The 26,029-nt window shown below is 65.4% G+C and carries 20 protein-coding genes and 1 tRNA gene; 11 read left to right on the forward strand and 10 right to left on the reverse strand.

From position 1 onward, the window contains the following. The first annotated feature begins 576 nt into the window (after nt 1-576). The 3 genes from RBH22_RS05075 to RBH22_RS05085 all read left to right on the forward strand — a co-directional run bounded on the left by RBH22_RS05075 (nt 577) and on the right by RBH22_RS05085 (nt 5,268). Nucleotides 577-2,616, forward strand: a complete 2,040-nt coding sequence (locus RBH22_RS05075; protein WP_306676748.1) for a DEAD/DEAH box helicase family protein — start codon at nt 577-579, stop codon at nt 2,614-2,616. A gap of 7 nt (nt 2,617-2,623) precedes the next feature. Next, on the forward strand, nt 2,624-5,143 hold the full coding sequence (locus tag RBH22_RS05080; protein ID WP_256545131.1) for a type I restriction endonuclease subunit M: 2,520 nt from the start codon (nt 2,624-2,626) through the stop codon (nt 5,141-5,143). A gap of 51 nt (nt 5,144-5,194) precedes the next feature. Beyond that, nucleotides 5,195-5,268, forward strand: a tRNA-Tyr gene (locus RBH22_RS05085). Nucleotides 5,269-5,380: 112 nt separating this feature from the next. Here the strand turns inward: RBH22_RS05085 and RBH22_RS05090 are convergent. The 4 genes from RBH22_RS05090 to RBH22_RS05105 all read right to left on the reverse strand — a co-directional run bounded on the left by RBH22_RS05090 (nt 5,381) and on the right by RBH22_RS05105 (nt 8,713). Then, nucleotides 5,381-5,725: a hypothetical protein gene (locus RBH22_RS05090; RefSeq protein ID WP_256545132.1), complete on the reverse strand. Its 345-nt coding sequence runs from the start codon at nt 5,723-5,725 to the stop codon at nt 5,381-5,383. A gap of 71 nt (nt 5,726-5,796) precedes the next feature. Next, nucleotides 5,797-6,009, reverse strand: a complete 213-nt coding sequence (locus RBH22_RS05095) for a hypothetical protein (protein WP_256289749.1) — start codon at nt 6,007-6,009, stop codon at nt 5,797-5,799. Between the two features lie 204 nt (nt 6,010-6,213). Continuing rightward, complete coding sequence (locus tag RBH22_RS05100; protein WP_306676749.1) at nt 6,214-6,933, reverse strand: SDR family NAD(P)-dependent oxidoreductase; 720 nt, start codon at nt 6,931-6,933, stop codon at nt 6,214-6,216. 100 nt (nt 6,934-7,033) lie between these two features. Then, nucleotides 7,034-8,713, reverse strand: a complete 1,680-nt coding sequence (locus RBH22_RS05105; RefSeq protein WP_306676750.1) for a PGF-CTERM-anchored ABC transporter substrate-binding protein — start codon at nt 8,711-8,713, stop codon at nt 7,034-7,036. Between the two features lie 25 nt (nt 8,714-8,738). On the opposite strand from RBH22_RS05105, the gene RBH22_RS05110 reads away from it, so the two are divergent. Beyond that, nucleotides 8,739-8,975: a hypothetical protein gene (locus RBH22_RS05110; RefSeq protein WP_306676751.1), complete on the forward strand. Its 237-nt coding sequence runs from the start codon at nt 8,739-8,741 to the stop codon at nt 8,973-8,975. A 334-nt stretch (nt 8,976-9,309) separates the two neighbouring features. Here RBH22_RS05110 and RBH22_RS05115 read toward each other — a convergent pair whose 3' ends face one another. Both RBH22_RS05115 and RBH22_RS05120 read right to left on the reverse strand, forming a co-directional pair. Next, on the reverse strand, nt 9,310-9,720 hold the full coding sequence (locus tag RBH22_RS05115) for a hypothetical protein (RefSeq protein ID WP_306676752.1): 411 nt from the start codon (nt 9,718-9,720) through the stop codon (nt 9,310-9,312). Nucleotides 9,721-9,909: 189 nt separating this feature from the next. Next, entirely contained in the window at nt 9,910-10,395 is a 486-nt protein-coding gene (locus RBH22_RS05120) for a universal stress protein (protein WP_256545135.1), read from the reverse strand. Between the two features lie 125 nt (nt 10,396-10,520). On the opposite strand from RBH22_RS05120, the gene RBH22_RS05125 reads away from it, so the two are divergent. From RBH22_RS05125 to RBH22_RS05140, 4 genes are all read left to right on the forward strand, one after another. Beyond that, nucleotides 10,521-11,012, forward strand: coding sequence for a type IV pilin (locus RBH22_RS05125; RefSeq protein ID WP_306676753.1), 492 nt, complete (start codon nt 10,521-10,523; stop codon nt 11,010-11,012). 104 nt (nt 11,013-11,116) lie between these two features. Next, entirely contained in the window at nt 11,117-11,416 is a 300-nt protein-coding gene (locus tag RBH22_RS05130; RefSeq protein ID WP_256289755.1) for a hypothetical protein, read from the forward strand. A gap of 104 nt (nt 11,417-11,520) precedes the next feature. Next, on the forward strand, nt 11,521-11,925 hold the full coding sequence (locus RBH22_RS05135) for a thioesterase family protein (RefSeq protein WP_256545138.1): 405 nt from the start codon (nt 11,521-11,523) through the stop codon (nt 11,923-11,925). Between the two features lie 108 nt (nt 11,926-12,033). Beyond that, nucleotides 12,034-12,624 (forward strand): FAD-dependent oxidoreductase, encoded by a 591-nt coding sequence (locus RBH22_RS05140; protein WP_306676755.1) that lies wholly within the window; start codon nt 12,034-12,036, stop codon nt 12,622-12,624. Nucleotides 12,625-12,743: 119 nt separating this feature from the next. Here the strand turns inward: RBH22_RS05140 and RBH22_RS05145 are convergent, their stop codons facing one another. Beyond that, on the reverse strand, nt 12,744-15,290 hold the full coding sequence (locus RBH22_RS05145) for a PQQ-binding-like beta-propeller repeat protein (RefSeq protein ID WP_306676756.1): 2,547 nt from the start codon (nt 15,288-15,290) through the stop codon (nt 12,744-12,746). Between the two features lie 49 nt (nt 15,291-15,339). Next, nucleotides 15,340-15,819 carry an SRPBCC family protein gene (locus RBH22_RS05150; protein WP_256289759.1) on the reverse strand — a complete coding sequence of 160 codons (480 nt, stop codon included), beginning with the start codon at nt 15,817-15,819 and terminating at the stop codon, nt 15,340-15,342. A gap of 382 nt (nt 15,820-16,201) precedes the next feature. Here RBH22_RS05150 and RBH22_RS05155 point away from each other — a divergent pair, with 382 nt between their 5' ends. Next, nucleotides 16,202-16,609, forward strand: a complete 408-nt coding sequence (locus tag RBH22_RS05155) for an ester cyclase (RefSeq protein ID WP_256289760.1) — start codon at nt 16,202-16,204, stop codon at nt 16,607-16,609. A 76-nt stretch (nt 16,610-16,685) separates the two neighbouring features. Here the strand turns inward: RBH22_RS05155 and RBH22_RS05160 are convergent, their stop codons facing one another. Next, nucleotides 16,686-21,242, reverse strand: a complete 4,557-nt coding sequence (locus RBH22_RS05160; RefSeq protein WP_306676757.1) for a glycoside hydrolase family 15 protein — start codon at nt 21,240-21,242, stop codon at nt 16,686-16,688. 167 nt (nt 21,243-21,409) lie between these two features. Between RBH22_RS05160 and malA the strand changes: the two genes are divergently transcribed. After that, nucleotides 21,410-23,455, forward strand: coding sequence for an alpha-amylase MalA (malA, locus tag RBH22_RS05165; RefSeq protein WP_306676758.1), 2,046 nt, complete (start codon nt 21,410-21,412; stop codon nt 23,453-23,455). 108 nt (nt 23,456-23,563) lie between these two features. After that, nucleotides 23,564-23,779, forward strand: coding sequence for a hypothetical protein (locus tag RBH22_RS05170; protein WP_256545145.1), 216 nt, complete (start codon nt 23,564-23,566; stop codon nt 23,777-23,779). 32 nt (nt 23,780-23,811) lie between these two features. On the opposite strand, the gene RBH22_RS05175 is transcribed toward RBH22_RS05170, so the two are convergent. After that, entirely contained in the window at nt 23,812-26,028 is a 2,217-nt protein-coding gene (locus tag RBH22_RS05175; protein ID WP_306676759.1) for a glycosyltransferase family 39 protein, read from the reverse strand. Nucleotide 26,029 lies beyond the last annotated feature (1 nt).

Consider the following 26,029-nt stretch of genomic DNA (forward strand, 5'->3'; position numbering starts at 1 on the left):
GATATTGGTTCGGTACGCGCGGATGCGTGGTCGTCGTCGCTCGTGACGAGGGGGACTACCAGCGGGTTTCACCGGAAACGTGGTGTGTCTCCGCGTGGAATTCGCCACACTTCGACTGTTCTCGACATCGCGAGTGAGGTCTGCGGTCTTTCGGGGCTACACGATATGGTTAGCGGAGAAATTGGAGATAGCTATCAACTCAAGCCGCTCTAATCACGCTCAATCTGAAATAGTCGGCCTCGGATCCGATTCTTCTTGGCGTTTCACCGGAAACACGGTGTGTTCCCGTGAGAAACTGAGGATCTCGTCCACCAAGTCGAGACTCCTATCTCGAAGGGGGGGTCCCAGTTCACCGTTTCACCGGAAACTCGGTGTTCGCGATTCACCTTCACACGGTGTTCGCCGGACCCAGTTCGCGGGCATTTCACCGGAAACACGGTGTGGGTGGCTTTGACGGACGTGGGCGCCGTTTTCGGGACACACTCTTCGCCTGTCCCCTTCGAGTCGACGCTAACAGCCGGACTCGAACCCACGTAGTCGCAAACCGTTTCCCGGTCGGGACCGTCCCGAGAGACAATGACGGAAGAGGAGGGGACTGGCGGGCCAACTGCACCGGAGAGGGCGTCTCCCGAAGCGACGCCTGCCGACGGTTCTCACGACACCGACGGCGCTTACGACACCGACGAGTCTCACGACGCCGATACGTCTACTGCTAACGTCGATCTCGATCGCTTCCACGACGTACTGGAGGCGGAGGGCCGTCCGGTCGTGACGGCCTCGGAAGTCGCACGCCGACTCGACACGACGCAGTCGGCCGCCGCCGCAGATCTCGATGCGCTGACTGACGACGGGGCGGTCGAACGGGTGAACGTCGAGACGGACCCGATCGTCTACTTCCCGAGCGAGTGGACGAAACTCGCCGAGCGCGAGCGGATCGTGCTGTTCCCGGAACGGCGACAGATCGTGGTCGATCAACCGACGCAGTACACCCGCGCGCAACTCTCACAGTTCGCCCACCTCGTCGACTCCACGGGCGAGCGGGCGCGGTCGACCACTGACCGGCAGACCGGCACCCGCGGCTACATCTACGAGATCCGCCAGGAGGACGTCTGGCAAGCCCCTTTCGACGATCTCGCCGACTTGCTGTCGCTGATGCGGTCGGTGCTCCCGCGGCGGTCACCCCCGCTTGAGGAGTGGGTCGAATCACAGTGGAAACGCGCGAACCGATTCCGCCTGTTCACCCACGAAGACGGATACGTCGTCCTCGAAGCCGCCTCCGAGAGCCTGATGGGCAACGTCGCGCGGCAGAAACTCGACGACGAACAGCTCGTCGCGCCGATTTCGGATACGCAGAGCTGGGTTCGCGACGGCGCCGAAGCCGAGATCAAGCGGATCCTCTACGAAGCGGGCTACCCCGTCGAAGACGACCGCGACCTCGACACGGGGGAACCGCTCGACGTGGAATTGACTGTCGACCTGCGCGAGTACCAATCCGACTGGGTCGAGCGTTTCCTCGATCAGCGCTCCGGCGTCCTCGTCGGCCCCTCCGGCGCGGGCAAGACCGTGACCGCCATCGGCGTCCTCGCGGCTGTCGGCGGCGAGACGCTGATTCTCGTCCCGTCGCGGGAACTCGCCGCACAGTGGCGTGCCGAACTGCTCGAACACACGACGCTCACCGAAGAGCAGATCGGTGAGTACCACGGCGGGCAAAAGGAGATCAACCCAGTCACGATCGCGACCTACCAGACGGCGGGGATGGACCGTCACCGCTCCCTGTTCGACTCCCGCGGGTGGGGGCTCGTCGTCTACGACGAGGTCCATCACATCCCCTCGCGGATCTACCGACGTAGCGCCGACCTCCAGACGAAACATCGGCTCGGACTGTCGGCGACGCCGGTGCGCGAAGACGACAAAGAGAAGGAGATTTTCACGCTCATCGGACGCCCGATCGGCACCGACTGGTCGAAGCTCTTCGAGGCAGGGTACGTTCAAGAGCCCGAAGTACAGATCCGATACGTGCCCTGGGGTGAGGAGTTCGCCCGGAACGAGTGGGCGAGTGCGGACGGCCGCGACAGACACCGGATCGCAGCCGAGAATCCCGAGAAGATCGACGAAACGCGGCGGCTCCTCGACGCACACCCGGACGCGAGGACGCTCGTCTTCGTGGATTGGCTAGATCAGGGCGAAGCCCTCGCGGACGCGCTCGACGTGCCGTTCGTGAGCGGAGAGATGCCACACCACCGTCGCGAGCGCGTCTTCGCGTCGTTCCGCGCGGGCGATCTCCGAACCCTCGTCGTCTCGCGCGTCGGTGACGAGGGGATCGATCTCCCGAACGCGGAACTCGCCATCGTCGCCTCCGGACTCGGTGGGTCTCGCCGGCAGGGAGCACAGCGCGCCGGCCGGACGATGCGTCCTGCTGGCGGATCGCAAGTGTACGTGCTCGCGACCCGCGGAACCTCGGAAGAAGACTTCGCGCAGCGACAGATGCGCCACCTCGCCGAGAAGGGTATCCGCGTGACTGAGACGGACCGCAGCACCCGGAAATCGGACGGAGAGAGTTCGGCATCCGAGGCCTCGCCCGCGACGACCGATCCCGCCGCAAACGGCGAGGAGTAAGCAGCCGATGGCCGACCAGCGCCGGGACGTCGACACCGCCGCGTGCGCGCGCCACCTGGCCGACAGCGAGCGCCTCGCTCGATACCGCTCACGACTTCAGGATTCGCTCTCGGATCCCCCGGTTGCCGACGCGTTCGAGGCGTGGCACCGGTACGTTCGAGAGCGACACGGCGACGTCTTCGCCACTCTCGCGGCCGCAGGCGGCGAACGATCCCCCGTCGACGGCGGCGGAACCACGGGCGGCGCCGACCGATCCACCGCCAATGTAGCCCGATCGGCCGCCGACGTCGCCCGCGACCTGTTCGTCGAAACGCTCGCGTTCGACTACCTCCTCACCGAGATCCTCGATGCGGTCGAACGAGAGTTCGAGTGCACGGTCACACGCTCGCTCGCCGCGGACGCCGCGATTCCGTTCACGCCGAATTTCGAGGCCGTGCACGAGTCGATTTCACCCCATCTCGACACCGGAACCGCGGACGCAGGATGCGACTTCGACACCCAGGCGTCTACCTTCGCCCGCGAGGCTTCGAGTCGGGACGTCGCACTCCTCCACCGTGAGTGCGTCTCGCCGCTCGCCCGTCGAGCGTTCGGCCGCTACGACACACCGCAGGGACTCGCCGCACTCGCCGTCGACTCTGCCTTCGACGCCGGATCCCCTCACGACGGGACGCAGACCCGAGATGAGACACCAACCCACCACGAGACACCAGCCTACGACGAGACACCAGCCCACCACGAGACGTCGATCGCTGCCGATCGACCACCTGCCGACCTCCCGCTCGTAGTGGACCCCGGCTGTGGCGCCGGTGCGTTTCTCGCTGCGACGGCGACCCGGTACGTCGACGCTCTCGCCGAGAACTCACTGAACGCCGACGGTAGTCACGGGACACCCATCCAGGCCATTTTCGATGCCGTCCGCGGCTTCGACGTTTCACCGACAGCCGTCCGTGCTTCGCGCTTGGCGCTGGTGCTCGCCGTGCGACCGTTGCTCGCCGCCGCCGACGGGTCGCCGACCGTCGCACCCCGGGTCGTTCTCGGCGATGCAGCCGACGCGACCGCAGATGACCCTCCGCTCGACGGTCGGCGCGCGGACGTCCTCCTCGCGAATCCGCCGTGGCTGACCTGGGATTCGCTTCCGGAGGGCGCGAAAGACCGGTGGCGAGCGGGACCGTTCGAAGAAGCCGGACTCGAACTGTTCGACCACACCGGCGCCGACGCCCGACTCGGATACGCGAACGACGACCTCTCCGTGCCATACGCATTGACGTGTCTCCACCAGCTCCTCCGTGATGGTGGTCGTGCTGCACTCGTCCTCAAACGGGATTTCCTCACCGGACCCGCTGGGGCACGTCTCCGTCGGCCGCAGGTGGGTCATCGATCGATCACGTACGATCGCGTCCACGACTTCGGCTCGTTGTCACCGTTCACCGACGTCGATGCGGGCACCGCGCTGTTTTCACTTCGTCTCTCACCCGACGACGGCAGATCACCGTTCCCGACTGACGAGGGTATTCCGACCTGTCGCTGGACGGATGCTCCGGCGACGACGTCGGCTCGCGACGTCGACCGCTCCGATGGAACGTCAGCGTTTGAGTCGCTGGCGCGGATGCGGGCCTCGTTCGACCGCGCGGAGACGCGTCTCGTACCCGCAGACCCCGAGGACCCGACGTCACCGTGGATCCGCGCCGACGCCGAACGAAGTGCACTCGGTTCGAGTCCGTATCGCATCCGTCACGGGGTGAAAGACGACGCAAAGGCGGTTTATGCCCTCGACCGGGCGACCATCGAGAAGCAGGAACTCGAATCCGAGCACGTCTTTCCGTATCTGAAATCGAAACACATCGTGAAGTACGGGCTGTTCGGCCACGACCTGCAACTCGTCCCCCAGCGACAGGCGGGCGAGGACAACGAACGCGAACTCAAGCAGGAAGCGCCGGCGACGTACGCGTACCTCGACGCGCACCGCGAACGGCTCACCGATCGCGGGTCGTCGTGGTTCGACGATGGGCCGTTCTACTCGCTCTTCGGGCTCGGCTCGTACACGTGGTCGACGTACAAAGTCGTCTGGTGCCGGCTCGGTTTCAAGCCGCACTTCACGGTCGTCTCCACAGTTTCCGACCCCCTCGTCGGTGAGAAGCCCGTGATACCCGGCGATCACTGTATGTTCGTCGGGACCGACGACGAAGACGAAGCGCACTACCTCTGTGCGCTCCTCAATTCGGCACCGTACCAGCGCTGTCTCCGTACCATCTCTTCGGGCGGGAAATCGAGTCTCTCGAAGTCGACGGTCGAACGCCTCGCGTTACCGGAGTGGCGAGCGCGTCCACGGCAGCGACAACTCGCGGAGCTCTCACAACGTGCCCACGCCATCGTTCCCGACCACGTCGATTGCTCGAAGCGCGCGTACAACCAGAAGACGATCCCCGAGCTGCAGGCCGTCCAGACCGACATCGACCGCGCGGCAGAACAGTTCCTGTCGGTTCTCGACGAACAGCCATCGCCCGAGAGAACGAACCGGACCGACTGACGGCGACGATGAGTAACCCTTAAGTCCAACAGCGGTGCTACGTTGAGGTGCCCGCCCTTAGCTCAGCCTGGTAGAGCAGCCGACTGTAGATCGGCTTGTCCCCCGTTCAATTCGGGGAGGGCGGACTTCCTTTCCTGCCGAATCGTAGCAGACATCTGAATTCGGTTGTTTACCCGATCTGCACTGATCGTCGAAGTCGCTCGGTTGCTGGACGGTGAGGACAAATACCTGAGACGCCTACTCCTCACCGATGCGTTCGGTCGGCCCCTCCTCGGTCGGCGACTGAAGCTCGACTGTATGACCGGTATGGCGGGCGTGGGTCTCCGCCCAGCGCCGCGCAGGCCGTTCTTCGAGGTAGCGGTCGCCATCGGGGCATTGCCGACAATCGACGACCCAGGGCGTCACGTCGTCGGGGAAGTGTCCGGTGTGGCGTTCGTGATCGAGCGCGAACTGTTCGACGGCTCGGTTCCCCGCGTATAGTTCGTCGAGTTCGTAGTGGAGGTCCCACTCGCGATTGCACCGTGAACACGAGACAGTCGGGACCCCGTCCTCGGGCGCGTCTAGGGCCGGTTCGTCGACCATACCACTCTGTTTCTCCCAATTCACTTCTGTTCTGCCTTTGTTGGCCCGGAGTCGATCGCGGTGGGATCCGTCTAAGGATCGATATGATGCACGGCCTCGGGAGACAGCAGTCGCCCGGTCGGTAAGGCGATCCAGCCGTTCGGAAGCAGCCGAATTCTGCCCTGGTGAAGAACCCGTTCCTGTTCGAAGTCTCCGTACACTGTCGCTTTCTCGTATTCGACGACCGATTCGGCGGTGAACTCCTCCGTCAGTTCGTCCCATATCGACGTGGTTGAAATGACCATATCCAACAGACGGTCCGTTCCCGTAATGTCCCTTGCTACAGCCCCAGTCGAAATCAGCTCTCGATGTCGAGCTTCGACTACGTCGAATCCGTGAACGGCCGTCTATGCCGTTCGGATCACGGCTCTCCGGTCTCGCTCGACTCGTACACTCGAATCCAGCCGTCACCTCGTACCTTCACGGGATCGTCGCGGTACCGGAACTGCTCACAGGAACTCTGTGTTCTGCGGCCCGTTCGTGATGTGCACCTCGAACGGCATCGTATCTATGGCATCCTGTTCGACGAGGTGCCAGTAGGTCTCGGCCATCTCGTCGGGATCGAGAAACGTGTCCTCGGAGCGATCGGGGAACCGCTCGCGGGCGTTCGGCCCGTCGATCTGGCCGTCGATGACGACGTGTGCGACGTGCACGCCATCGGGTCCGAACTCCTGGGCGATGTCCATTGCCATCCCGCGCGCGGCGAACTTCGCGGCGGTGAAGCCGATCGTCCCGCCGAGGCTCCGAACGGCCGAAGTCGCCCCGGTGAAGATGACCGTTCCGCCACCTGAATCGAGCATATCACCCACTGCCTCTTTCGAGCAGACGAACGCCCCGCGGCCGCCTACCTCCCACGCCCCCTCGAACTCCTCGACGCTCGAATCCATCAGTCCCTTCCACGACGCGCCACTGGCGTGGTTGACGAGGACGTCGACGGACCCGAACTCCGCTCTGACTGTGTCGAACCCCTCTCGAATCGCCTCGCCGTCCCGGAGGTCGGTCGGGACCGCGAGCCCCTCTCCCGGTTCGGGCAGGTCGGCAGCCAACTCCTCGATGAAGTCGGCCGTCCGGGCGAATAGCGCGACGCGACAGCCCTCGGCAGCGAACCGACGGGCGAGCGATTCGCCGAACCCGGAACCGACGCCGGCGATGACAGCAGTACGTGTCATACAAGTATATAGTCTGGTCGCGTCAAAACGGTGGTGGCTACGCGGGGTGTCCAGTTGTGGCGCTGTGGCCGTCTTCGATCGATCCGAGACGTGTTACGGCTTACTCCGGTCGTCGGACAAGGAGTCCCGTGACCAGGGTGAGTGCGATGAGCCCGGCGGTATATCCGAATCCAGGTGTGTCGGCCGCAGTCGTCAGCACTCTTTCGGTAGATGTGGTCAGGGTAGACGTACTCGTGGCTGTCGTCGTGGGATCCGGTGTCGGAGAGTTCTGCTCCGAAGCAGCCTCCGAGGCCGCAATTGCGAACGTCGAGAATCCTGGCGTCTCAGCCCGGAACCGCCCGTCGCCTAGCGCGGTGGTGTTTAGCCCCGTCCACGTTCCGTTGTGATACCGATAGACTGTGACCGATTCGGCGGAGGTGTTCTGCAGAGCAGTCTCGTTCACGCGGACGACGATCTCACCGCTCGTGATCTCTTCGTTCCCGGCCGTGTGGCTCACATTGAGGTAGCCGATCACCGGTCTCTCGGTCGTAGCTTCATCCGACGACCCCCGCTGGAGCGATGCCTCGACGTTCGTCGCGTTGGCTTCCGAGAGGCCGATCGTCGTGTTGGTATCTGTGCCAAAGGACATATTGACGCGTTCGACGCCCCAACCGGACTTCCGCGTCTGGTTTTGCACACCGTTGGAACTTACTTCAACGGAGACCGTTTCGTTCGCGGAGATATTTCGTGCTGTGACGTTGACCATCTGGTTCGCCCTTGCCTCCGCCCGATCAACCGTAGCGTTCCCGGTTGTCTGCAATCGTGTTTGATTGCTCAGATCGACTGCTTGCGCGGAGGTATTTGCACCCGGAGCCCCCGGAGTCGCTGGACTCCGGGTTGTGGACCGGGTGTCACGTTCGTCAGAATCATCCGACCTATCTGCGTCGTCTGACTCGTCAGAGTCGTCCGAATCGGCGTTCGATTCTTCCGCCTCCGGATCCGAGTCACTGGGGTCCACACCGGTTTTGTACTCCTGGTATGCGTCCGGGTGGACCTGTTTCAGAATCACTTCTACGGCCTGTATGACCCGAGGCGCGGGTTGCTGTAGATAGTTCGTGTTTACGCTGATTATCTGGTCTTTTTTCACGGCAGTCGTCGAGTTGTACGCCGGATTTTTGGGAACGGAGACGCCTGACGGCGTGACGATCCAATCCGGGTTGATCTCGACGACAGTCTCGTCGTTGATCATCTGAAAGCCCGTGATGCCGGCTTCTGCGGCACCGTTCTTCAGACCGCCCGTCTCCATCACGCTCCCGATGAAGGTATTGGCGCCGGAGGTGTACCCGTAGAAGACGTTGAGCCCGACAGGTGTCGATTCGTCCGCGAGTGCCGCCTCGATATCCTCGATGGAACGTCGCATCTCGTCGGCCCGGGCGCGGCCAGCACTGCACTCGCCGACCAGACGTCCAGTGGTCTCGGTCTTCTTAACGACGAATTCGAGAGAGGTCCCTGTCCCGAACACGTATACGGGGATGTTTGCGTCGCGTATCTGTTGAATACGGTCGGGCGTGTACGCGTGCGTCGTGTTCGGCACGAGCACAAGGTCCGGTTCGGCGTCGATCACCTTCTCGACGCTCGGGCCCCCTGCGCCGGAGACGTTCGCTTTCTCGTCGGCCCCGTCGAGATAGGTCGCATACTGTGAGACGCCGACGACCCGGTCTTCGGCTCCGATCTCCCACATCGTCTGGGCGGCACTCGGGTTGAGCGTGACGACCCGCGTCGGCGGTTCTTCGATCGTCACGGTGTGGCTCGTGACGTCTGTCTCCGTGATCGGAAGATCACAGGTACTCTCACTCGGTGTCGGTGTTGGAGTCGGTGTTGGAGTCGGCGTCGGTGTAGGTGTTGGTGTCGGCGTTGGAGTCGGCGTCGGTGTAGGTGTTGGTGTCGGCGTTGGAGTCGGCGTTGGAGTCGGCGTTGGTGTAGGTGTTGGAGTCGGCGTTGGAGTCGGCGTCGGTGTCGGTGTTGGAGTCGGCGTCGGTGTTGAGGTATCCGTCGAGCTTTGATCGAAAACGACCGAATCTCCCACCGAAGATTGCGATTGTGCTGGATTCGCTGCAGTAGCGATCGGGCTGAGCAGAATCAACCCGACTAGTATCAGTAGACGGTATCGCATTGCACTGTGCTCAACGACGACGCAAAATGAACTTTTCTTATTGCAATCAGGATTGTATAACCGATCACTGACCAGCTGGTAGCGTGAGCGGACGGCTAAAACGGAACAGCGAACGCTGCGCTAACGTTTCCACAGGCCGGTACGTCGTCGACTACACGCGCGCGAACGAAGTCCCGACAGGAAAACCGTTCACGAGCGATCCAACCTCCCGTTCCGCTCGTCTCTCACTCGACGGCCGCCAGAAACTCGATTACCTCCGCAGCACGTTCACCGGACGTGATGCGTTCGGCGTCCGCGTCGAACTCGACGACGTCTTCGTCGGCGAGTTTCGGGAGGTGCGTGTGATACAGCGAGATGTACCGCCGCTCGCGACAGTGCGCGCCAACGTCATCGTCCTCGACGCCTTCTTCCCAGGCGACGAGCCGCGTCGCCAACTCCTGCAACGTCCACTCGGGGTCCTCCGCGAGCGCGTAGAGTACGTATCGCCGGCGTCGATCATTCAAAACTGAAAACACGGAATCGCGCTCGAGGACCGCGAGATCGACCGGGTTCTCGGACGACTCCGACCCAGTTTCCTGACTCGATCGACTCGCGCGTCCTGACGTCCCCCCATCCCGATTTTCGTTGTCAGTCACGACACTCGATGTACAACGCGGCGATCCATAATTACTGTGGTCTAGCTAACACTTTCAGAGCACAACTGCGTCGGTGAAACACATCTCGATCAGGGCGGACTCACCGCCGGCCTACCGATGCCAGGGCCGCCTCTCGATCGTCGGGTATCCCGTCTCGATCTTCGTCTTCGGGCACCTCGTCCTATCGTCTCAACGATGAATCGTATCCTCCGCAGAGGGCAACATCCACTGGACGGTCTCAGCGGGTCGTTTGTAGACGACGGTCACGGGTTTGTCGACGATCCGAACGACTTTGTCCGCAGTACTCCCGAGCAACATCTCTTCGACCGCGCCCAGTCCACGCGAGCCGATCACGACGATATCGATGTCGTTCTCGTCGACGTAGCGCTCTATCTCCTTGTGAGCCATCCCGGTTCGGACGGCAGTCACACAGTCGAGCCCCGCTTCCTCGGCCAACTGTGCTACCTCGTCGGTGATCGCTTCGCCGTGTTCGAGGTACTCCTCGCGTTTTTCGTCCTCGGCTTCGGTGATCGGAACGATCTTGGCCTCGAACTCGTCGACGACGTGCAGCGCGTGTACCGTCGCGTCCAGTTCGTTCGCCAGTCTGATCCCCTCCTCGACCGCGTTGCCCGCCTGTTCGCTCCCGTCCGTCGGAATGAGGATGTTGTCGTACATCTCACAGTAGTAATCAGATACCAAATGATTAAAAGTAATGTTCACACGTCTCGTGGGGGCTGGCTCGACAGAACCGTGGAGCGATCGCAGTAAGATACAATACGTCCGCGGAGAAGCGTTTCACAATGCGGTCCCATCTTTCGTTGGACCGACGTGGCGTCTCCCCGGTTGTTGGCGCCGTCCTGATGCTCGCTATTCTTGCCGCGCTCGCCGCCATCCTCGGAACCCTCGCGATCGGGATCGACTCTCCCAACGACCCGTCGCCGCAGTACGGCTACGAGACGGATCACGTGGCTGACGGTTCCGGAAATACGGACGACCGGCCCTACGTGACCATCACCCTGACGCAGGGACGTATCGAACCCGGCGAAGATTTCTACGTCGTCGATAGCGATGGGAATCTGATTCGCTGGGACCAGGTCTGGACGACGTCGGGTCCGCTCACGGCCGGCGACTACGCACACATCGACGGCTACGGCAGCGATTCGGCACTGAATCCCGCGTGCGAAGGCGAGGTGTATCGGCTGGTTCACCGCCCCGACGACAGCCAGGGTTCAGTGCTTATCGAAGCCGAAATCACCACGCCGGCCGTCGGGAACGCGGCGAGTCACTGCTGATCGACGCCGCCCTCCCGTCGGCTACCGAAACTACGTAGCTTCTAGTAGCCAGTTGTATTGAAAATATAACAGTTTATCTGAGCGATGCCCGTTGGGACTATTCGATGCCTGCGCCCCAATCCCCCACCCACGTGGTCGTACGCCGCCCGATGAACGACCACGGCGCGATGACCGTCGAGGTGTGCGAGACGAACGAGACGCGACACCTCACCGAATACGCGTCCCCCGAACTCCGCCGGCGACTCGAAGCGCTCCCGTCCGGTACGACCGTCCCGCTGACGATGACCCGCGTCGGCGTTCGCTCGAACGTCTGGCGCGCGTTCGAACTCCCCGAGCGCCGCGCGACTGTTTCCCGGTCCGCAGATCCCGCCGAACTCGACGGACCGGTACGACCGATGCACTGACGTACCGGTGCGATTGGTGCACCGACGCGCCGAGGTCCCCGAGACCGATCCGAGTGCGCCGACCGACCGGGCATTTATCGTTCGCCGCCTCCGAGCGGTGTGGTATGTCCTCACCTCTCGAATACCCCTACGTAACGACGCACGAAGTCCGCTTCCGCGATCTTGACGCCGTCGGCCACGTCAACAACGTCGTGTACGCGACGTACTGCGAACAGTGCCGCGTGAAGTTCTTCGAGGAGATTCTCGGCGAAGGTCTGAGCGACCTCAGCATCGTGGTCGCCCATCTGGAAATGGACTATCGCACCCCGATTGACGACATCGGCGCCGTCGAAGTCGCGCTGGACGTCAGCGACGTGGGCCGTACCTCCTTCGAGACCACCTACGAACTCACCTTCGAGGGTGAGGTCGCGGCCACCGGCTCGTCGGTGCAGGTCGTCGTCGACCCGGAGACTGGCTCGGCGGCCCCGTTACCCGAGAAGTGGCGCGAACTGCTCCCGACGCCGTCCTAATCAGCGGGCCACGCCACACTTCGCCCCATCTTGCTGTCCCCGCCCGCGACGAGGTGCTCGCCACGCTAGCCCGAACACTCAACCGGGACGGGACTGTATGCAGAACTGATGACACGAGTAGCCATCGTGGGCGGCGGTCCCGCCGGCCTCTCGGCAGCCCTCTTCGCGGCGAAGAACGGTCTCGACGCGCTCGTCTTCGACACCGACGAGACGTGGATGCACAAGGCGCATCTGTTCAACTACCCCGGAATCGGCTCGCTCGACGGCGACGCGTATATGCAGACGGCGCGCCAGCAGGCCGACGATTTCGGGGCCGAACGCCACCAGGACGTCGAGGTCGACGACGTGGACGTGACAGACGACGGCTTCGTCGTCACCGCGGGCGACGACGACCACGAGGCCGACTACCTCGTGCTCGCGACCGGCGCGAACCGCGACCTCGCGGAGTCGCTCGGCTGTGACTTCGACGACGACGGCACTGTCGCCGTCGACGTGACGATGGAGACGAGCGTGGAAGACGCCTACGCGACCGGCGGGATGATCCGCGCCGAGGAGTGGCAGGCCGTCATCTCCGCCGGTGACGGCGCCGCCGCCGCGCTGAACGTCCTCACCAAAGAGAAGGGCGAACACTACCACGACTTCGACACGCCCTCTACCGCCGAGGAAGTCTTCGGCGACTTACGCGACGACGACGCCTGATAGTGATTACTCTCACTGTGTACCGCCGAGCGCCACTCCCGGTGGCGATGGTCGGCGGTAAGAGACGAGAGTAATCATTATGAGACCGGGACGCTTCCCGCCGGACCCCGCGATCGAAGTCACCCGACGACGGCATACACGCGGCCCGTCTGGTCGGCGACGAACACCGCGCCGTGGCCGATCGCCGGCGGGGCGTCGACCCACTGTCCGACCGACAGCCGCCAGCGAACGTCGCCGGAGGCCCCCGCAAACGCCGAAACCGTCCCCGCGTGATCCCCCACGTAGACGGTTTCCCGCTCGTCGTCGCCTTCTCCACCCACGGCGGGTGTCCCGTGCACCGCTCCCTCGGCTGACGCACGCCACGCCACGGAGCCGTCGGTCCGTTCGAGCGCAACCACTTCCCCGACGCTCGTGCCGACGAACACGCGCTCGCTCGTCGTCGCTGTCCCCCCGTATATCTCGCCGTCGAGCGTCTGCTCCCAGCGGTCGTCGCCGTCGACGGTGTACGACGCCACGCGTCCGGACTCGCTGGCGACGACTACCGCGCCGTCAGCGACGGCGGGGCCAGACCGGACCGGCGCGTCTACCGAAACTTCCCACTGAACGCTCGCTTCGGCGAGGTTGCTGTCGCCGGTCCCGCCGATCCCGAGCGCGACGAGTCGGCCGGCCCGCGTCGCGACGAACACCCGGTCGCTCTGTACCGCGGGAGCACCGCTCACCACCGCCCCCAGATCTCGCCTGAGGCGTAGATCACCGTCACGTGCGTCGACGGCGGCGATCCCCTCTGCCGTTCCGACGTACGCGACGCCGTCGGCGTAGGTCAGCGGCGAGCGCGGATCGACGTCCAGTGAGGTGCCCCAGAGCTGCTCGGGTTGCGGAAAGTCGATGTGTGGCGTCCGCGTCGCCGTCGGTTCGTCTGGCCCCGGCGTCGCGGTCGGCGTCGGGGTGGGCTGAAGATCAGTCGTCGGCGAGTCGCCGTAGTCGATCGTCCGCACGCGGTTGAAAACGCCGTCTCCGCCGCCGCTGAGCAACGTCTCGCGCGACGAGCCTGGCTCGTCGCCGAGAAACACCGGTGTGAGGCTCGGCCCGCCGACGCTTCCGATGTGGGACAGTTCGATCCCGTCCGTCGCGAGGAGATCGTACGTGCCGCCGTCTCTGTTACCACCCGCCACCGTCCGCGGGCCGACCACCGGTCCTGACATCGTCTTCGGACGGAAGGGAAACTCCCACCGTCGGTCGCCCGTGGCAACGTCGAACGCGAGGACTGTGCCGTACTGATCGCCCGCGTACGCGACGCCGTCGGCGACCTGGACGTCGAATCGGACGGGCGCGTCCGTCTCACCGCGCCAGCGGACCTCGCCGTCGTCTCGTCCGACTGCGACGACGCCCGCGTTCGTTCCGAACAGGGCGACGCCAGAATCGAGGACGGGATTCGTCCCGGCGTCGATCGTCGAGCGCCACGACACGCTTCCGTCGTGCGTTAGTTTGACTGGCCCCTCCCCGAGGACCACGACGTACACGCCGTCGGCCGCGGCCGTCGGACCGCGAGTCACCCAGCCGCCAACCGTCTCGCGCCAGCGCGTCTCACCTGTCGTCGCGTCCACCGCATACACGTGACCCCGGTGCGTCCCGCAGTAGACGACGCCGTCGTGGTATCCCGGGGGCGCGGTCGGGTTGCCGTCGAGGGGCACCGACCAGCGTCGATCACCCGTCTCGGTGTCGAGTGCGGCGAACACGCCGGCATCGTCGGACGCGCCGCTTTCGCGCTCGCCAGTCTCATCGGTCCCCCACCGCCGCGCCGTGACGTAGGCGACGCCGTCGACGACGACTGGCGGGTACGAACGACTCGGGTCGCCCGCCTGCCAGCGCGTCTCGCCCGTCGCGAGATCAACTGCGACGACGCCGCCGGAGAACGTGCCGACGAACGCGTGCGACCCGACGACTGTCGGCGCGTAGAGGATTCCGCCCGGGAGGCCGATCGTCCGCTGTCGCTGTCCGGTTGCGGCGTCAAGCACGACGAGGCGTTCGCGTTCCGGGACGACGACGCGACCCGACTCGACGGCCGGCGGGAACTGCGCCGCGTCGACGGTGGCCGTCCAGCGTTCCTCGCCCGCGGCGTCGACGGCGGCGACGCGTCCGTCTTCGGCGACGACGTACGCGCCAGTGTGGTCTGCTGAACTGTCTGCTTCGCCACCCACGCCGACCGCCGCGCCGATCGTTCCGGCGCTCGCCGTGGTCCACCGGACGCTCGGCGAACTGAGTGGTCCGGTTCCGGCCGCGACGCCGGTGTTCGCCGCGTCAGCGCGGGCCTGCGGCCACGGCCCGATTACCGACGGTGCCGGACCGCGACCGGGAGATGTGTCCGTCGGCGACGACGCCGTCTCGGTGGCCGTGTCGCCCTCGGTTTCGGTTCCGGGCGTGCCGATGCCGCCGCACCCCGCGAGGGGGAGTCCCGCGCCGACGGCTGCGACGCTCGCGAGGACCCGGCGTCGAGTGGGCCGGCCGTCGGCCGCGTTGCTGTCTGCATCCGCGTTCCTGCCACTGCCTGCGTCCGCGTTACCATCCGCGGTGCTGTCGCCGTTTACGTCGCTCTCGCTCCGCTTTGGGGGACCGGTCTCGGGTCGGGCGGGAATATCCGACGCGTCAACAGGTGGAGGGCCTGACATACTGTCAACTGCCCGAGCGACCGATAAGTGCTTTCGGTGCGCGTCGCCCCTACTCGAGTAGTTCCTTCGTCTTCCGGTGTCGCGCTCGAAACATCGGCTCGAAGCCGACCACGGCCAGTGGCGAGGCGGTCCGACCGAGGCCACCACCCGGGAGTTCGTACTCGACCTGATCGTCGATTATCGCCTCCTCCCCGTCGGCGATAAACCGGTGGGTGTGGACCCACTTCGCGAACGGGCCGCCGCGCATCTCGTCGCGGAACATCGCCCGCTCTTCGCCGGACTCGCGTTCGGTTATCACCGACGTCCAGCGCTGTCGCGGCCCGACACCGAACGGTCGCATCGACATCTGGATCTCCGACCCTGTCTCCAGAATCTCGGGATCGCGGTCGCCGTCGGGACCGGTGACGGCCTCGACGTGGAGGTTCATCCACCCCGGCGTCAACGCTTTCAGTCCGGAGACGCGCGAGTGAAAGTCCCAGACCTCAGAGAGCGGTGCGGAAACGCGTGTCAGCCGCGAGTACGTCGCCATAGGAGAGAGAGGACCCGACGAGACAAAAGCGACGTGGGCGATTCGGCCGACGCTCGGTCGATAGATCTCTGTCGCCGGACGTTGGGAGATCCACTCTGTCGTGTCTGCTCTCCGTGCTCGCTGCACAATCCATATCTCGGTTTACATTTCAAAAAATGCTCACGAGAGATTATGACACATTGTGACATACATTCGAACGTGAGTCGAGGATGACTCCGAATCGCACAGCAAACGAAACATTAGTCGAGGCGTACGTGGACGTTTGGAACGAACGGGACTACTCATAGTGATTACTCTCACTGTGTACCGCCGAGCGCCACTCCCGGTGGCGATGGTCGGCGGTAAGAGACGAGAGTAATCATTATGACAGATCCCAGACCTCGTGTCCGACTCGTTCGTCCTGTACGATCCGGCCGTCCCGGAGGACGTGGGCACGGGCCCGGTGGGCGAAGCGCGCGGCCCGACCGGGTTAGTGTCCTTTATGAACCGACTGGAGCGTGGCTTCCCCGACTTTCAGTTTGCCGTCGCCGACCTCGTCGCGACGGACGATCTCGTGATGGACGAAGTGACGTTCACGGGGACCCACGAAGGCGTGTTCAACGGGGTGCCGCCGACGTATCGGAGCGTCGAAATCCAGATGATGGCGAAGTTTCACATCGAGGAGGGCAAACTGCAGGAACACCACGTCTACTTCGACCAACGGGAGTGTATGGACCAACTGGGGCTCACCTTCCCGGCAGTCATCGCACAACTGCCCACGCTCGTGCGTGGGAAAGTCAGCCTGCTGTGAGCGGTCTATCTGCCGTGAGGGGGCGAAGTGAGGAGCGCGGTCTGGACCGCTCCTCGATTTATCCCCATAGAACGGTTCAGAGCGTGAACCGCGTGACGCTCGTTCCCGCCTGCTTCAGATCGACGTCGGTCGCGCCCGCGACGGTGATCTGGTTCTCTCCGTGTTCGATGTCGAGTGACTCCTCGAAAGACCCTTTCTCGGGCACGACGATTTCAGTCTCCGAAGGGGTCTTGATCGCCACGATGGCCGCATCGGTTCGCCCCGAGACGACCAGTTCGTCGCGCATAAAGCGCGTACTGATCTTAAGCCGCGGCCCCGACGGCCGTTCAGTCTCCACGTACCGCTCGCGGAGCACCGACGGCATCTCGACCGGCTCGCCGACGTCGATGCTGTGTGCGAGGCGAACGTACTGTGCCATCGACCACGCCAGCGGCGTCGCCGCGCCGGTCCCTTCGCCGAACGCCCAGTTGTACTGCGTGCTGTGCTCGCGGTCCCAGACCTGCTCTGCGAGCATCCGGCCGGAGTTGGCGAAGCCGGCCATCGTCTCCAAGAGGTTTCGGGGATCGAGCGCGTCTTCGTCCGGCCTATGGAGCAGTTCGTACTCCCCACGCTCGCCGGTGAAGATCGGCCAGAGTCGCCCTTTGCCCTTCGATTCGATCGACCACGGCGCGCCCTCCTCGTCGATCGCGCGCTCGCCGTAACCGTCGCCGTTGTACCGGTAGAACGCCGGACCGTGCGGCGTATCCACGCGGATCGTCTCGTCGACTTCCGTCACCGAATTTCGAATCGTTTCGTCGTCTGCGGGCTTGATTCCCAATCGGGTGAGTTCGAGGAAGCCGGCGTCGATGATCTCGCGTTCGTCGAGCGTCGGTCCGTTGTTCGCGAGCGTGCGGAGGTGCCCCACGTCGGGGTCGCCGTCGCGGGTGATCCGGACGTAGTAGGGCGTGTTCGTGTGGCGTTTCGTTCCCGTCTCCGTGGCGGTCCACTCCTCGACGCGGTCGGCCCAGTCGTCGGCTAACGCCTGCCAGATGAGGGCGTCGGCGTCGTGTCCTTCCTGGATCGCGATGTCGGCAGCACACCCGAGGCCGGCGATCTCGGCGGCGATCGACGACGGGGAGTAGCCCGCTTCTTCCTCCCAGCGCTCCTGGGCCGTCGGCGGCCCGTTCCGGGCCACGTAGTCAGCGGAGCGTTTGACGTTGACGTAATCGTACTCCGTATCGGCGAAGTCGACGCCGTGTTCGCGGAGCATCCACGCCATCACCTGCGGGAACGAGATGTTGTCCATCTGCTCGCCGCCCCAGCGCGTCCGCCCGTTCAGGTAGGTGTTCTGCGGGATGAACCCCCGCTCGTCCTGCTGGAAGCGGTAGATGTACTCGAGCGCCAACTGCGCGGTCTCGATGTCTCCCACCGCCTCGAAGACGGTGAAGACCTGATAGAGGTCGCGCGACCAGACGAAGTTGTAGCCGTAGCCCTTCGCTTCGGTGGCACTGACGGCCTCGCCCCACGGCACCGACGGCGAGGCGATGCCGGCCCCGAGGAACGTCTTGTCCTCGACGGCGCGCAGGCTCATCAGACACGTCTTGTACTGATTCGCGAGCGTGTCGTCGTCTGCGACGGAGGCCGGGAGCTCTTTGTCCGCGAGGAAGTCGTCCCAGGAGTCGACGTAGTCCCGCCGGACAGTCTCGTAGCCGCGGCTGAGCGCCCCCGCGGCCTCACCGAGTGCGGCCGCAGTGTCGGCGTCTTCGGCGAATCCGAGTGCGATCCGGTCGGCGACTCCCTCGCCGACGCCGAGGCGGCCGACGAGGACGACGTTCTCGTCGTCGACGCTGTTTTGCGGCGTCGGCGCGGCCCCGTCCGAAAAGAGTTCGTTGAGGTACTTCGAGCCCGCGACGCCGACGGTGGCCCACTCGAAGCGGCCGGCGGTCGCCATCGCGGCCGCGACGCTGTACTCCGTCCCGTCCTCGTCGATGAGGAGCGGTTCGACGTCGCCGCGCTGATCGTACGCGCTGGCGTCGCGGGCGACCAGGTGATAGCCGTCCGGGCCGCCGAGCCGGAGCCCGCGGTCGGTCGTGCCTGTGTTCGCGAGCGCGGTGTCCGCGATGGCGTACAGTTCGTACTCGTTGTCGTCGTCGGCCTCGAAGTCGACGTCGACGAGCAGCGCGTCGTGTTCGGGGTCGGTCACGTACTCTGCGTGCAGGCGCCACTCGTGACCGCGGCCGTCGCCGGTCTCGGAGACGACGTGCCGGAACAACAGCGCGTCGTCGTCGACGATCTCGACGCGCCGATCGATCGTGTCGGCCTCGTCGTCGCGGCGCGTCTCGTTGTACGTCCGGGCCGTGTAATCGGAGTCGGCGTCGGCGTCGACGACGAGGAGATCCAGCGTGCGGAGGTTCATCAGGTCGACGCGGGGGAACCGGACCTCCGTCAACGCCCCCTCGGTCAGCGTGAACCACACGCGCGAGGGGTCCTCTGAGGTGTGATCTGCGACGGTCCCGACGCCGTACTTCTCGCCGGTCGTCCAGCGCGGTCGCCCAGTCGGCCCCGACGGCGCGGACTTCGGGGCCGGCAGGGCGTCGTGGGCTTCGAGAACGCCCGTCGCGCGGAGGCGCATCGCGTGCGACCACGCGAGCGGCGTGGCGCTGTCGGGCGTGCCGTCGTCGAACACCTGCTCTGCCAGGTAGCCGGCGCCCGTACAGAACGGGCCGTTCGGACGGATCAGGTGGTACAGTTCCGTCGCGTACTCGAAGAAGTCCGCGGACGCCGCTTTCCGCCCGTAGTTGTCCAGCAGGACGGCGAACCCCGCAGCGGCGTTCGCGCCCCACGCGGTCGCGACGGACCACACCTTCTCGTCGTCCTGTTCGGCGCTGCGCCAGTAGTCTCCCTCGAACCGGATGATGCCCGCGACGTCGTCGCCCGCCGACTCCCGATAGAGGTCGTCGAACGCCGTTCGCATATGTCGCTCCAGCCGAGAGAGCGTTTGCGTCGGTATCTCGTCGAGTTCGTCGACGTCGTCGTAGGCGGCGAACGCCTCGACGAGGGCGAACGAGCCCGAATCTAATCGTGAGTCGCGGTCGCCGTTCCCGTCACGGAGACGGAGCGCGTACACCTCGTAGTCGTCGTCCCAGAGCAGATCGAGGCCCTCGAAGACGGCGTCGGCCTGCGCTTCGGCGTGGACCGCCAGGTCGGTCTCCACGGGGGCCGCTGCGACGCTCGCGTACGCGTGCAGGAACGTCGCCGTCGTGTGGACGAACCGGCCGATCATATTCTCCCAGGCGTTCTGACACTCCCGCGGGAGCCCGTCGTCTGCGAGATCCGAATCGAGTGCGGCGACGCCGGCTTCGATCGTCTCCTCGATCCGCTCGGTGAGCGACGCCGAGAGATCAGACTGCCGCTCTGTCAAGAGCGTCGCGAGGTAGGTGACGACGCTCGCCGTCTGGTCGGCCTGGTGTTCGGGTGCGTCTGATCCTTCGATCTGTGCGTTCGCCCAGCCCGGAGCGAGCGACCCGTCGATCGCCCACACCCGGTGGGGCCACGATCCGTCGTCGAGTTGGGTATCACAGAAGAACGCGGCGACGGTCGAGAGCCGCTCTGTCAGATCGAGGTCGAGCAGTCCGTCGCTTCGAAGAAGGTGTCGAGCGGACTCGGCCTCGTCGCGGAACCACGTGTAGCCGTAACCGCCCGAGTGCGTGTAGAAGGGATCGAACTCGGGTCCGGCGATGTGCGCACCGGAGGGCGCTGTCAGCAGCGAGAGCGCCCGCAGATCGGCGCGGACAGTGCGGGGTCTCGGCACGTCTTCGGGGACCGCCACCTCGGCACGTTCGCGGGCAGCAGCGCGGATTTCGTCCGCCGTGGCGTGTTCGAGCGCGCAGTTCCGGAGGTCCGCCAGTGCGTCCTCGCGGTCGACCTCGGTGTGATCCGACAACTGCGTGACGAGCGTCGTCTGTACGCCCCGGTCTTCGCGTTCGAGCGGCGCGGAGACGACAATGTCGCCGCTGAGGTGCGTGTCCTCGTAGCGTTCGAGCACGGCGTCGCGGGGGAGTTCGAACGCCTCCGAGGAGAGCATCTCCTCGAATCGCTCGGGGACCTGTGCGCGAACGTCGTCGAGGCCGGTCGAAGCGGTGACGTAATCGTGCTCGTCGCGGTGGAACACCTCGACGGCCTGGGTGTCGTTCGGACCGCCGCGCTCGTGGATGAGGCGACCGACCTGCGTCTCGCTGCTCTCGGGAGCGAGCGTCAGAAAGGCCGTCAGGTGTGCGTCGGTCGGGATCGCTCCGCGGAGTTCGACGTGGGTGACGTGTGCGCGACCCAGCGTCAGGTCGTACTGGTGGACGGTGTAGGAACCGGCGTTGTACTCCGTCTCGACGAGGGTCGTCTCCCGATAGTAGTGCTGGCGCACGCGTTCGAGTTCGTCGAACCAGCGTATCTCGCCGTCCGCCTCGATCGCGAACCGAGAACGGTCGATCCCGTACAGACCCGAGAGCGCCGCGGAATAATCGCGGAGGGCGCCGTCAGCCCCGACGTAGACCAATCGATCGCCGTGCCCGGAGAACGCGCCGTTTGTCGTGGGCAACTCCCCCGGAAAGCGCCCGTCACGGTCGCGCTTGTACTCGTTCAGCACGGTCCGAAGTCTCATACACACGCACCAGTGTGCCCGCGACATAAGTATTGGCGGGAAACTCACGGTGTTCGCCGGGAACATCTCCCCGTTGTAACCGCTCCCGCAGAATTTGAAACGATCGATGAAAACAGACGTCAGAGGGCGGGGCAAAGACAAAGTCCCGAGGAATCGTTGATATCAGTATGCAACACCCAGGCCCCCCTCGCTTCGTCGCGGTCGGCGAATCCGTCCAGCTCGCGCCTCGGGACCCCGACCCGGAGGCGACGTACAGCTGGCGCGTTCGGAGCGCGCCGGCGGCGAGCACGGCCGAACTGCCCGACGACGAGCCGGTCGTCGAGTTCGTCCCCGACGCTGCGGGTACGTTCGGGCTCGAACTCGACGCACCCGACGGCATCCACCGACTCACTATCCGCGCGTTCCCGGGCGAACTCGCTCCCGCGGACCGCGTCAGTGGTGGCAGCGGTGTGAGTGGCTGGAGCGGCTTCCAGAGCGGGTCGGGACGGCGACCCGGCGAGAGCGGCGGCGTCTCCGGATCAGGGTCGGGGGCCCGATCCGGAAGCGGCGGCGGCGGCCGACCGCGAATACAACTCAGAGGCAGCGTCGAAGGAAGTACGCTCGTCGTTCGCGCGGACCCGCAACCGCATCCCGACAGCGACGTCGACCGCGAGGAGATGGCCGTCGAGTTCCTCGTCGACGACCGCGACGACGTCGACGAGAGCGAAATCGATACGGAGGGCTGGGAACTCCGGATCCCGACCGCGGCAGTCGGCGACCGCGTTCGGATCCACGGTGTCGCGGTCGCGGAGGCCTACAGCGTCCCCGACACCATCGAATTCTGTCGAGAGGTCGTTCCCGACGGCAGCGGCGAGGGGCGCGCCATCACGCTCTCGTCGGAGTCCCAGGCGGCCGAGGGTGCAGACGCCGATTCCGGGACCGTCGTCGAGGAGCGACACGCCTTCGAGGTCGTCCGACCGAACGACCCGCCGGAGTGGGCGAAAGACGTCACGCTGTATGAGATCTACGTCCGGGGCTTCGCGGGTGACCCAGCCGAGATCGAATCAGAAACCGTGTTCGAGGCCATCGAGGAACGACTCGATTACCTCGCCGACCTCGGCGTCGACTGCCTGTGGCTCACGCCGGTGCTCGAGAACGATCACGCGCCGCACGGCTACAACATCACCGACTTCTTCAGCATCGCCGAGGACCTCGGCGACCGCGAGGACTACGAGCAGTTCGTCGCGGCCGCCCACGACCGCGGGATGAAGGTCCTGTTCGATCTCGTCTTGAATCACTCCGCGCGGGACCACCCGTTCTTTCAGGACGCCTACGGCAATCCCGACTCCGAGTACTACGACTGGTACGACTGGCAGGACAGCGGCGAACCCGAAACGTACTTCGACTGGGAGTACATCGCCAACTGGAACTTCGCGAACCTCTCGGTCCGCCGGCACCTCCTCGATGCGGTCGACACGTGGTTCGAGGTCGCAGACGGATTTCGGTGCGATATGGCCTGGGCCGTCCCCGACACCTTCTGGCGGGAACTCCGCGAGCGGGTGAAGTCCCGCGACTCCGAGTTTCTCCTGCTGGATGAGACCATCCCCTACGTGGCGGACTTCCACGACGGGATGTTCGATATGCACTTCGACACCACGCTGTACTTCACGCTGCGGCAGGTCGGCCGCGGTGACGCCCCCGCCGAGGCGATTCTCGATGCCATCGACCAGCGCGCTGGCGTGGGATTCCCGCCGCACGCGGCGTTTATGCTCTACATCGAGAACCACGACGAAACGCGGTACGTCGTCGAGTGCGGCGACGAGGCTGCGATGGCCGCCGCAGGTGCACTGGTCACGCTCCCCGGCGTTCCGATGCTCTACGGCGGCCAGGAACTCGGCCAGCGCGGTCGTCGCGACGCCCTCGCGTGGGACCACGCCCGCGAGGAGTTCTCCGACCACTACGAACGCCTGCTCGACGTCCGTTCGGAGATTCCCGCACTCGGCTACGAGGGCACGCTCGAACGGATCGACTACGAGACCGACGCCGACGGCGCGGTCGCGTTCGCCCGCGAACTCGACGACACCTACGTCTGCGTTCTCAACTTCGAGGCCGATCCGGCGACAGTGACGCTCGACGACCGCGACGTCGACGCGACGGATCTGATCACTGGGGAGTCGCGCGCGACGGCTGCAGGTCTGGAAGTAGACGACGTGGCCGTCTTCCGCGCGAAATGACGCCGCTCCCTCGCGTTTGCGCTCGGGTCGAAACCCACAGATACGAGTTACCTCGGCTCGTACCGCGACCCAGTGACTGACTCGTACGTCTGCCCGCACTGTGGGCGTGTGGAAGACCGCCCCTACCGGGTCCGTCTTATCATCCTGACCTGTCCGGACTGCGGCGAGAACGGGCGGTTCCTCCACGAATCGCTCGTCGAGCGTCTCGACGAGGTGCCCGAGGCCGAACGCCCCGACGACTGGGGTGAGATGCCGCTCGACGAGCGCCTGCAGTACGCGGTCCGCGAGGGTCTTCTCCAGCTCAGTTTCACCGGTCCGCTCTGAACGCTATACTGTCGGACAGAACGATGTGAAGATCAGACGACGCTCGCGTTCGTCGCGACCGACACTCCGGCGACGTAGTCGCCGTCGGAACCGACCCACGTACCTTCTGAGCCACATTCCGTCGTCAGCCGACAGATACGCGTCTCGGGCGGCCAGACGACGCGAACGCCCTCCGGGGTCGACTCGACGGTCGCCTCCTGTCGGTAGGTGATGCTCGATCCACCGACGCCGACGAAGGTCACGACCAGGTCGACCTCGCCGCGCCCGTCCGCCGCCAGCGGCACGTTGCGGAACCGCGAACCACCCTCGAAGCGCAGATTCTCCGCCCGAGCCGCGTCGGGGCTGATTCGCCACGCGACCGTGACCGTCTCGTTCGTCCGCGCCGCGTCGGGGACCGCATAGCGCGCGTACCCCTCGGGCGTCTCGACCCGGACGCTCACGCTCGTCGCCTCCGCAGGAATCCCGAGCGTCGTTCGCGCCTGTACTGACTCTCCTTCGAGAACGCGAAGGCGCTGGATCTCTGGGTTCACGGGCGTCGCCGCGCCGGTCCAGACGCCCCGATACGTGAAGCGATACGGCGTCCGATTCGTCGCCGCCAACACCGCGAGGTCGCGGTCGGGACCGCCGTCTGTCGCGTACACCACGTCGCCGTCGTAGCCGGGATCGTAGCGGAGGTACTGGAAGGGATGGGCCTGCCAGTCGCCGTAGGGGTCGGGCGTGAACACGAGCGCGTCGTCGAACGAGCGTTCCTCGAACGGTTCGTAGGTCGCTTCGAGACTATCGGTGCGCTGGGAATTCGCCGCGAACGGCTCCTCGACGACTGCCAACTCCGCGGAGGCGACGACCGGTGCGGCGAGGACGAGGCCGACGAGGAGCGCGAGTCGGGCGCGGCGGCGCGTGGTGTAGGCGCGGAGCGTCGAGACAGCGCCACGCGCGAGGAACGCGACTCCTGCGGCGGTAAATATCGCGACTGGGACGAGCGCGTCGAAGTGGTAGAACGGCCCCAGGAGATCGATGAGGCCGTTTCGGAGGCCGTTGTGTGTCCCCCAGAAGTACGCCTCGCCGAGGAACACCGAAGGGACGATCGCGAGGAGGACGGCGGCGACTTCCCAGCTTTGCATCCCGTCTGCGGGATCGAACCGCTGCTCCAGAGTGCCGCTACCGAGCGAACTCGGCGTTCCGACCCATCCGCGAATCCGTCGGCGTTCGCGCCACGCCGCGGCACCGACGCCGACGGCGGCGAGTGCGGTGCCGATTCGGCCGGCCGTCACCCACTCGGTGAAGAAGTACTCGGTGATCGTGACGGTCGTCTCGGCCGCCAGCGCGGGCGTGTAGTCCCGTTCGTAGTTGAGGATCTCGTGGGGCCCGAAGCCGATGCCGTCGTTCGGCGCGAACGCCGCATAGGGGAAGACCAGCGGATCGCCCGTCACGACTGCGTTGTACGCGAGCGCGACGCCGACGAACGCCGCACCGGGCACCGCGATGGCGAGCGCGCGGGCGAGCACGCCTCGGAACTGGGGCGTCCACCCCGCGCGCCGCCACGAGACGCCGAGCGAGACGAGCGTGTGGCCGATGAACGGGAGCGCGAACAGGACGGCCGTGTAGGGTCGAGCGAAGAACGCCACTCCGATCGCCGTGCCCGAGGCTGCACCCCATCGCAGGCTCCCGGTTCGCGCGGCGCGGATGTAGGCGACGGCGAAGGCGACGTTCAGGAGCGTCGTCGGGGCATACGAGAAAAACGTCGACGACGTGAGGAGAAACAGCGGCGACCCCGCGAGCGCGAGCACCGCGAGCAGTCCCACCCGTCGGTCGAAGGCCGCCGCGCCGAGGGTGTAGACCCCGAGAGCGGTGCCGGCGGCGACGAGGCCGAGCGAAATGTTCCAGTCTCCGAGGAGCCGTCCGACGGCGAAGATCGCTGGCGCGACAGGCGAGTACTTGCCGTACATTCGGACGTTCTCGCCGCTGCCCTCGACGACGAAGAACCACGGCCGGACCGCCTCCCACGGGATGTCGCCGGGGCGGAGAAAGAGCTTCCCCTCCAGCAACATCGCGGCCTGATAGAGGTAGACGCCCTCGTCGTCGTTGACCGAGTGGTACGGAAAGAGATCGATCGCCAGGTAGTAGACGAGTGCACCGACGGCGGCCGCGAGGAGGACGGCGAGGACTCGTTCGGGCGCATCACGCGCGGCGGCACGGAGCCGCTGTGGGAGGGCGCCTCCGGCGGACGAGAGGCGTCGTCGCCGGGACACG

The organism is Halobellus sp. H-GB7 (assembly GCF_030848585.1).
GTDB classification, from domain to species: domain Archaea; phylum Halobacteriota; class Halobacteria; order Halobacteriales; family Haloferacaceae; genus Haloquadratum; species Haloquadratum inordinatus.